This window comes from Paenibacillus barengoltzii NBRC 101215, assembly GCF_004000745.1.
Taxonomy (GTDB): Bacteria; Bacillota; Bacilli; order Paenibacillales; family Paenibacillaceae; genus Fontibacillus; species Fontibacillus barengoltzii.
This window is the reverse complement of the sequence record NZ_BILV01000123.1, coordinates 1-7,608: the sequence shown is the minus strand read 5'-3', so window position 1 is coordinate 7,608 and position 7,608 is coordinate 1. Positions and strand designations below refer to the sequence as shown.

At 52.8% G+C, this 7,608-nt stretch carries 5 protein-coding genes; all 5 read right to left on the bottom strand.

What is annotated here, in order from left to right:
- Nucleotides 1–172: 172 nt before the first annotated feature.
- Nucleotides 173–1,372: an IS4 family transposase gene (locus tag PBA01S_RS22100; RefSeq protein WP_009227155.1), complete on the bottom strand. Its 1,200-nt coding sequence runs from the start codon at nt 1,370–1,372 to the stop codon at nt 173–175.
- 278 nt (nt 1,373–1,650) lie between these two features.
- Nucleotides 1,651–2,091, bottom strand: a complete 441-nt coding sequence (gene aac(6') / locus PBA01S_RS22095; RefSeq protein ID WP_085278298.1) for an aminoglycoside 6'-N-acetyltransferase — start codon at nt 2,089–2,091, stop codon at nt 1,651–1,653.
- Between the two features lie 105 nt (nt 2,092–2,196).
- A complete protein-coding gene (locus PBA01S_RS22090; protein WP_127576751.1) occupies nt 2,197–2,703 on the bottom strand; it encodes a GNAT family N-acetyltransferase in 507 nt (168 codons plus the stop codon).
- A 110-nt stretch (nt 2,704–2,813) separates the two neighbouring features.
- Entirely contained in the window at nt 2,814–6,581 is a 3,768-nt protein-coding gene (locus PBA01S_RS22085; RefSeq protein ID WP_127576750.1) for a cobaltochelatase subunit CobN, read from the bottom strand.
- Between the two features lie 12 nt (nt 6,582–6,593).
- Nucleotides 6,594–7,608, bottom strand: a 1,015-nt coding sequence (locus PBA01S_RS22080) for a vWA domain-containing protein (protein WP_127576749.1), incomplete at its 5' end; no start/stop codon positions are given.

Genomic DNA, 7,608 nt, shown 5'->3' with positions numbered 1-7,608 from the left:
CACTAGCGTTGCATTAAGACTTCTTTCTGCTTTGATTCAGACAAATACAGAACAACGATACAGTATATATAAACCATATTAGTATATATTTTACAGACACACTTTGCTTAAATTTGAAAAAGTTTAGAGGGGATTAAACCCGCACGTTACCCATTTTTTAAAATTTAAGTATTTAGTTCAATACTTCTACAATGATTCGTGGCTTCATCGATTTGTTCGCCTGCTTGGGGGGCCGACCGTTTCGCTTCGTTCGTCCTTTTGAACTCCGTGTGGGCTTTTTGAATAAGGCTTCATGCAGCCTAGTCCATGACCGATCGGCATAGAGTCGAATCAATCGAAGTAACTGCCAAACGGTTTGCTTGCACTCTAGCTTCAGGCGTAGCAACAGGCACAGAGCATAGGATATCAACGCGATATACATCTGGTTCCAGATGGCTTCTGCGGTGTACCCATGAGGCTTCACTAAACGGAGGTGTTGCTTAATCCATTTAAAGAATAGCTCGATTTGCCAACGATGCCGATATACATCTGCAATTTGGTGCACGGATAAATCCATGCGACTTGTCACAAGGCGATATAAACGACCTTGCTGATCCTGAAACTCAATGAGTCGCAACTTCATTTGCTGCCCTGGCAGAGTTACATCCGCATCCCGAATGAAATCTCCCCGCTTGGGAAGAGCCCGTTCCTTGAGGATCGTCAATCGGGTATTATCCTTAACCCGAGCCACAAACTTCATCCCTTGGTCCACCCAGGCTTGAAAATGCTTGTGTACCTGATAGCCCCGGTCCATCACATAGGTCACTTCTTTATCGACCGTAAAGTTTGGGGCAACTTCGTGGTCTGCGACATCTTTGGTTGAGGCGATGATTTTATCTGGAACCATCGTCTTCGCGTCGACGACTAGAAGTGAAGTGTGCATTTTCACGCCGTGATTGGACGCAGAGCAGTAAGCCCATTTGGAAAGAATCGCTGGCAAGGTGATTTGAGTAGAATCCATGATCGCGAGCTTTCCGATCTTAGTCGTGATTCCTGGCTTATTCTCCGTTAGTTGTTGGATTTGTCTCGTTACTTGCATGAAAAGCAGGTGAAGGTTCTCTAGGGGAAGCTTCTTCATTTTCCGCGAGAGTTGGGATGGGCTTATGCTTTCAAGTCCACCAAGTATCGCTTGAAAATCTTCATTGGCTTCAAGATGCTCGGACATTTCAGCATAAGACTCTCGTTGCTGTAACTGGGCTTCAATGAACAGCAGTAGGGAAGAACCGACAAAAAGCTTGCGAGCACGATAATCCAAAACGCTATCTCGGGAAGAATTAATATTTAACATTTGTAGACATTGACATATGACACTTAAATTTGTACTGTTATCCATAGAAATCTCCTTTTGTTGAGAGGTTGATGGATAACCTTTGGATCAACTCAACATTAGGGGATTTCTTTATTTTTGTACATGAAAACCAGCCTATAATTTGCAGATTTAGTAAATTGTTGATTTGAAATATCGTTTGAAAAGTTAATGCAACGCGAGTGCTTGTCGTGGGCTTTAACTGCAAAAGTGCAGTTCATTTCCGCCTATTTCCCACTTTTCCGCCTGTATCGCCCTAAACTAACTGCACTTTTGCATTTCAATTAGATTTCCATCCTTTCAACTTAATCAATTTCTTTAATAAACGCCACGATTCTGCCCGCTTCCTTAAACCCCATCCGCTGATGGAAGGCTTGGCTTCCGTAATTGTCCAGCTCCGTATCCGAGCCGATCTCCTTACACCCAAGCGATTTGGCCCAAGCTTCTCCCGCTTCCACTAGTTTTCTTGAAACGCCCTGGTTTCGATAGTTCTCATCGACATAAATCCCTTCCACGTAACCAACCGGACTTGAGCTGGAGCCTTCGACGTAGTCAAATCGGAGAGACATGTGCAAAAAGCCAATCGTGTCCCCTTCCTTGACTGCAAGAAAGATACGATCTTTCTCAGACGCCAGCAAGTCCTTCAACTCGTTCCGCAGCTCCCGCCATGCATGCTCCGGCCACAATTTCAACGCCAAACGAGTAACGTCATCCAGATTGGTTGGATTGGCTTGCTCGATTCTCACATAAATCCCCCCATTATAAAAACAACCCAGCCTAGATCGCTCATTTCTAAGGCTGGGTCATTTGTGGTCTGAGCTTCCTTGATTCATTTTTGCTCGGTTGATGTACTAAAGTTTCTTTTTCCTTAATGTAAAATAGATCAGGCCGTCCTTCAACTCACGTTCTTGGTCAAATCCCAACTTCTTAAGCAACCTCTGCGATTGAATATTCTCAGGCTCCGTTGTCGCCTCTACATAATCCAGGCCCATCACATCAAACCCCATGCGAATCAATGGGTTTAACGCCTCCTGCATCAAGCCCTTGCCCCAAAAGTTCGGAGCCAAGTCAAATCCGATTTCCGCTTTGGTTTCCTGGTGATCATCGGTAGACCAGCAATGGTATCCGCAAGTCCCGATGAGCTCCTTAGATTCTTTGCAAAACAAGCCATATCGGCATCCCGAATCCTGGATATGAAAGGCGATAACCTCCTCCGCCTCCTGGAGGTCTTGACAAGGCTCTATGTCCATAAATCGCGTGACTTCCGGCACCGAAAAATGCTTAAAAACCGCATCAGCATCTTCCAAGGTCAATTCTCTCAAATGCAATCGCTCGGTTTCAATACTTGGATAGTTCATGTAATCCCGCCTAAGTTAGGGTATCGGTCAGGTTCTCCCTGAAAAAAAGCATGCTACCTCAGGTAAGAGGAGCATGCGATCTGAAACTTTGAATCTTATTGCTTATTATATCAAGAAAGAAGAACCTTGTCGTCCGTTTGCCCTTCCAAATCTCCCTCAAGATCGAGATATTTCTGGCGGAGCATCTCCAATTGGGTTTCATCAGGTTCCCAGTATCCCCGTTGATGGCTTTCCAGCAACGTTTCCACCAGCCCGTGATATGCCCAGCGATTGTTCTCCTCCATCTGCCGGCTTCGCTCTTCGTCGGCAACATAGGTTTCATGGAGCTGGTCGAACACCCAGGGCTCAACTTTGCCGGTGGTTGCGGCCAGTCCCAGCACGTACTCGACGCGCTTGGCGATTTGCTGCGCCCCGTGATAAGGATGCTGGAGCAAGGCGTCTATCCATTTCGGATTGATCAGCCGGGTACGTACGCCACGAGCAATCGAATGCTCTGCCGATTCGGTGACGGGTTGCTCTAAGGTTGAATCTGAAATATGAATCTCCACCGGACTTCCCTTCACCATCGCTACCGATTTGGAGAGTCCGCCAAAATACTCGTAATAATGGTCGGAATCCGTTACCTCCCATTCATGGCTGGAACGTATTTGCGACACGACATCCACGGCCATCAGACGGATGCGATAGAGTTCCGGTTCCGCTTGACCGCGTTCCCTCAAGCTGTAAACAAACTGCTGACTGTCCGCATAAGCCTGGCCCAGTTCAGTCTCGTCGCTCCACTGCTTCGTTTCAATTAATCGGGTCATATTCGTGCCGTACTGGCCCTCCGCAGGTCCAAAAATCCGAGCATTCGCCAGATCCCGCGCACGTTCCGGTTCATAGCCGCCAGCCAGCAGCTGCTCCTCCGTCTTGCGGGTGTGAACCTTAAACCAATTAAGCTCATCCGGCTCCTCCAGCTCGGAGACCCGCTGAAAGATCCGGTTTAAATCCTCTAACAAATTAGGGAACATGTCGCGAAACAAACCGGTCATATGTACCACCACGTTGAGGCGCGGGCGGCCAAGCTCAGACAGCGGGATGATCTCATATTCGGTCCGAAATGACCCGGCTTCGCCTCGGACGCGTACTCCCATGTAGCGAAGGATCTGTCCGATCGTCTCCCCTTGCGTCCGCGAGGTTTCAATCCCCCACAAGACAACAGCCGTTGTTCCCGGATATTCTCCATATTGCTCAAAATACTGACGGATCGAGTTTTCGGCGATGCGCGCCCCCCGTTCCACAGCGGTCACACTAGGTACAGCCCGCGGATCAAAAGCGTAGAGATTGTATCCCGACGGCATCACTTCAGGCGAGCGGATTGCATCACCAGCCAGCTTAGGACGAAGATAACGTCCCTCCAGCGCCTTTAGCATGCCTTCCAGCTCTTGGTTGTTGATGGAGCTCTCATAGGCGCGATACCCGAATTCCAGAGCTTGCCGCACCGCCTCCTGCCACTCCGGCGGCTCATTTGACACACTAGCCGGAAGCGCCTTGGTGGACAGGTACTCATGGACCAGCTGCGCAGCCGCCTGATCGAGCCGGTGTAATTCGTCCGTGTGCCCTCCGGCGCTCAGCTCCTCCACAACAAATCCCTCTCGCTCAGCCAGTAATCCCCGCAAGGAACGGACCGTCCCCCGTTCGTGACGAAGCACAAACCGCATATAAGCAGCGGCCGCTTCATGATCATACCCCTCTCCCAGCACATGCAATCCGCTTGGGATCAGGGAACGCTGCATCCGGTACAGCTCCTCCTCCATCTCCTCCGGCGTCTGTGCAGCAAAATGAAGCGCTTCGCCCGCCTCTCGCAGCTTGCGAAGAAGATCCCCGCAGCGTTCAGGATCCATCTGCTGCGCCTCACGATATTCATGCAGCAGTGCATCCAGGTTCGCCCATTCGCCGTACAGCTCCGCCTCCGTAAACGGAGGGGCCTGATAGCCGACCAACACCGCATGACTGCGGCGTTTCGCGATCATTGCTTCCGAGGGGTTCCCCACGTAGTAGTAATAGAAATGAGGAAGATCCCCGATAAAATCGTCCGGCACGCAATCCCCTGACATTCCGGCTTCCTTCCCGCGCTGAAACTCCAGCGTCCCGTGAGTCCCGATATGGACGACCGCATCTGCCCCCCACTGCTCACGAATCCATTGATAAAAGGCCGTATATTGATGAGTTGGAAGCAAGGATCGATCGTGGACGGATTTTTCAGGATCCTCGTGGATCCCGCGAGATGGCTGCAATCCAATAAAAATACGGCCATTCACGATCCCTGGAATCAGGAAGTTCTCCCCTTCCGTCATAATCTCTCCCGGAGGCTGCCCCCAGCGTTCTACAGCTTCCTTGCCCCAGGCACGGGCGGCTAGTTTACCCGCAAAGTCGGCATCCGTGTAGCGGATCATTTGACCGTCTGTCTGATCCAACGACGTCCACTGACCGGAGTTCACCAGCCCCCCAGCTACGAACCGGGAACGCAGCTCTTCCGCAGTCATCTCCTCGGTTTCGTAGCCTTCCTCCCGCAATCGGGATAACAAGCGGGCAACCGATTCAAAGGTATCCAGAAAAGACCCGCCAAACACATTCGCCTCACCGGGAGGATAGTTATAGCAAATCAGAGCCAGCTTCTTCTCCCGGTTGGATTTGCTGCGAAGCTCCAGCCAACGCTTGACGCGCTGAACCAGCTTCTCCACCCGCTCGGGAATCAATGCCAGCTTGTTCAAAGCGATCCCCAGCTCAGGATCTTCCCCCTCAGGGCGCAAAGCGGCAATGGGATAGGTCTCAATCGCCCCGTCCAGTTCCGGAAGCACAACCTGTACCATGAGTTGGGCAGGATTTACGCCTCGGACAGACTGGCGCCACTCCTCCTCGGTCGTACCGGACAAGAGGAACGGATGCAACATCGGTGCTCCCAGCTCCTCAAGCCAGGTTACCGCTCCGTCCGCATGATCCCGAGACCCCATGCCGTTCAGGGACTTTTTTCCTGTGGCAGCTCCCCCTCCGCCCGGACCAATCCCTAAACGGAATGGAAGCAGGTTCACGATCAAATCAACGGACCGACCTCCCTCGGTCAAAAGTTGGCCCAGCCGATCCAGCGATATATTCATTACGGAAGGAAAAGCGATCGGCAAACAATCGGCAAACGCCTCGATTTGGTTCATGATCTCCCCGACGCACTCGCTGATATCCTGTAGATTCCCATTGCCGTTAAAAAACAGCGCCACCGTCTGCCGCTCTCCCGAAAATCCTCGGCTGTTTCGATAGTCATTTAGACTGGCGAAGCGGGTTCCGGTTGCTGGCTCAAGAATGCAGATCTCTTGGAGAAAATTCGGCTCGGTCGGAGCTGGCAGCAGATCGCAACCACCGTATTCCCGGCCGGCCAAACTGAGCAGCCCCACCATATTTGCCGTCCCGCCGCCCCGCCAATATTCCGTCATTTTCGTATAACGATCGTAGTCTGTGCGGTGATCCTGCCTATCCAATCCTTCCTCCGAAATCGTACCCATAGGGGATAAATCGTTGGCACTCAGTTGGCCTAATCGGAGCAATGAGCGAATTTCCGCGATATCCCCGCCGACAGGAACAATATGTGCGGTTCCTTCCTGGAGGACTTTCTTGATCAGCTCCACGCTTTCCTTTGGAACGCCGTGCGCATCAAAAATGATCATATCGAAGGCATTCGCTGTAAGCTTTGTTTTCAGGTCCGCCGGTGCATCGACGGTCTCGTTGCCACCCGGATCAACGACGGTCAGCTTCAGTTGCTGCCGCTGAGCTTCATCCAGCCTGCGGTACGCCGCTGACAAATGGGCTTGCGATGCTTCGTTGTTTGTGATGACGAGGATGTTCAAGCTCTCATCTCCTTATCTTTTCATATCAAATCGGCGGTGTATGTCCTTGGTTCCTGCGGCCAATTTCCGAACGGCTTGGGCAATTTGTCCGGCCTCCAATTCCTCCAGCCGGATATACTGTGCCCCCAGCGCTTCTGCCAGCTTGCGGGCATAGCCCAGTCGAACGAATCCTTGCTCCGTATCAATCACCAAGGTCTGAATCCCATAGGCAGCATAACGCATGCCTGCGGATTGGATCTCCCGCCACGGGTCAAGCCCCGAAGCGGCCCCGACATTGACTTTGCCATCCGTCAGGATGATCATCGCCGGTACAAGCCCGCTTCCTTTACGCAACAGCGTCTGAAGAGTGGCCTCTCCTTTCTCCAATCCGGCAACCAGCGGAGTTTTCCCGCCTACGGGCATCGACTTCAATCGACGCTCGGCCAGCTCAACGCTGCGCGTGATATCGAGCAGCAGCTCGGCTCCGCGGTCGCGAAAGGCGACCAGTCCCACGCTGTCACGCTGCCGGTAAGCATCGCGCAGCAGCGACAGTACCGCTCCCTTGACCGCCTTCATCCGCTTGGCCGCATTCATCGAACCGCTGGCGTCCACAACGAAGAGCAAAGCCGTCCCTGTCCGGCTTTCTCGCACCTTGACACGCAAATCGCTGTAATCGATAAGCACGCTTGGACGTGGTCTCCCTTCGCCTCGGTCCGACGCTTGCTGCCGCCGTGCCTGTTGATAAGGCGCGGCGGCCCGCAGCGTGGCATCCAGGGCCAAATCAACGACCGGACCGCGCAGCGCCTCCGCGCGGATATAACGTCCGGCTCGGCTGCCTTCGCCTGCCTGATTGCGTTTGCCCGCTTGGGCTTGGTGAGAGCCGGTGCGCGGCGGAGTAAAGGCAAGGCGGCGGACCTCAAAGTCCCGTCCCACCGCCTCAACAATGGCGCGTGCGGCTGCCGCCGCTGCGCCCTGGCCGCGCCGCTCGCCGGAGCCCGCAGCCTCGCTCCCGTGGACTGGGCCGTCGCCCAGAGGCGCGGGCTCCGGT

Excerpts from the sequence above, each read along its gene's own strand:
- PBA01S_RS22100 (WP_009227155.1), bottom strand. The coding sequence starts at position 1,372 with ATGGATAACAGTACAAATTTAAGTGTCATATGTCAATGTCTACAAATG.
- PBA01S_RS22090 (WP_127576751.1), bottom strand. The coding sequence starts at position 2,703 with ATGAACTATCCAAGTATTGAAACCGAGCGATTGCATTTGAGAGAATTG.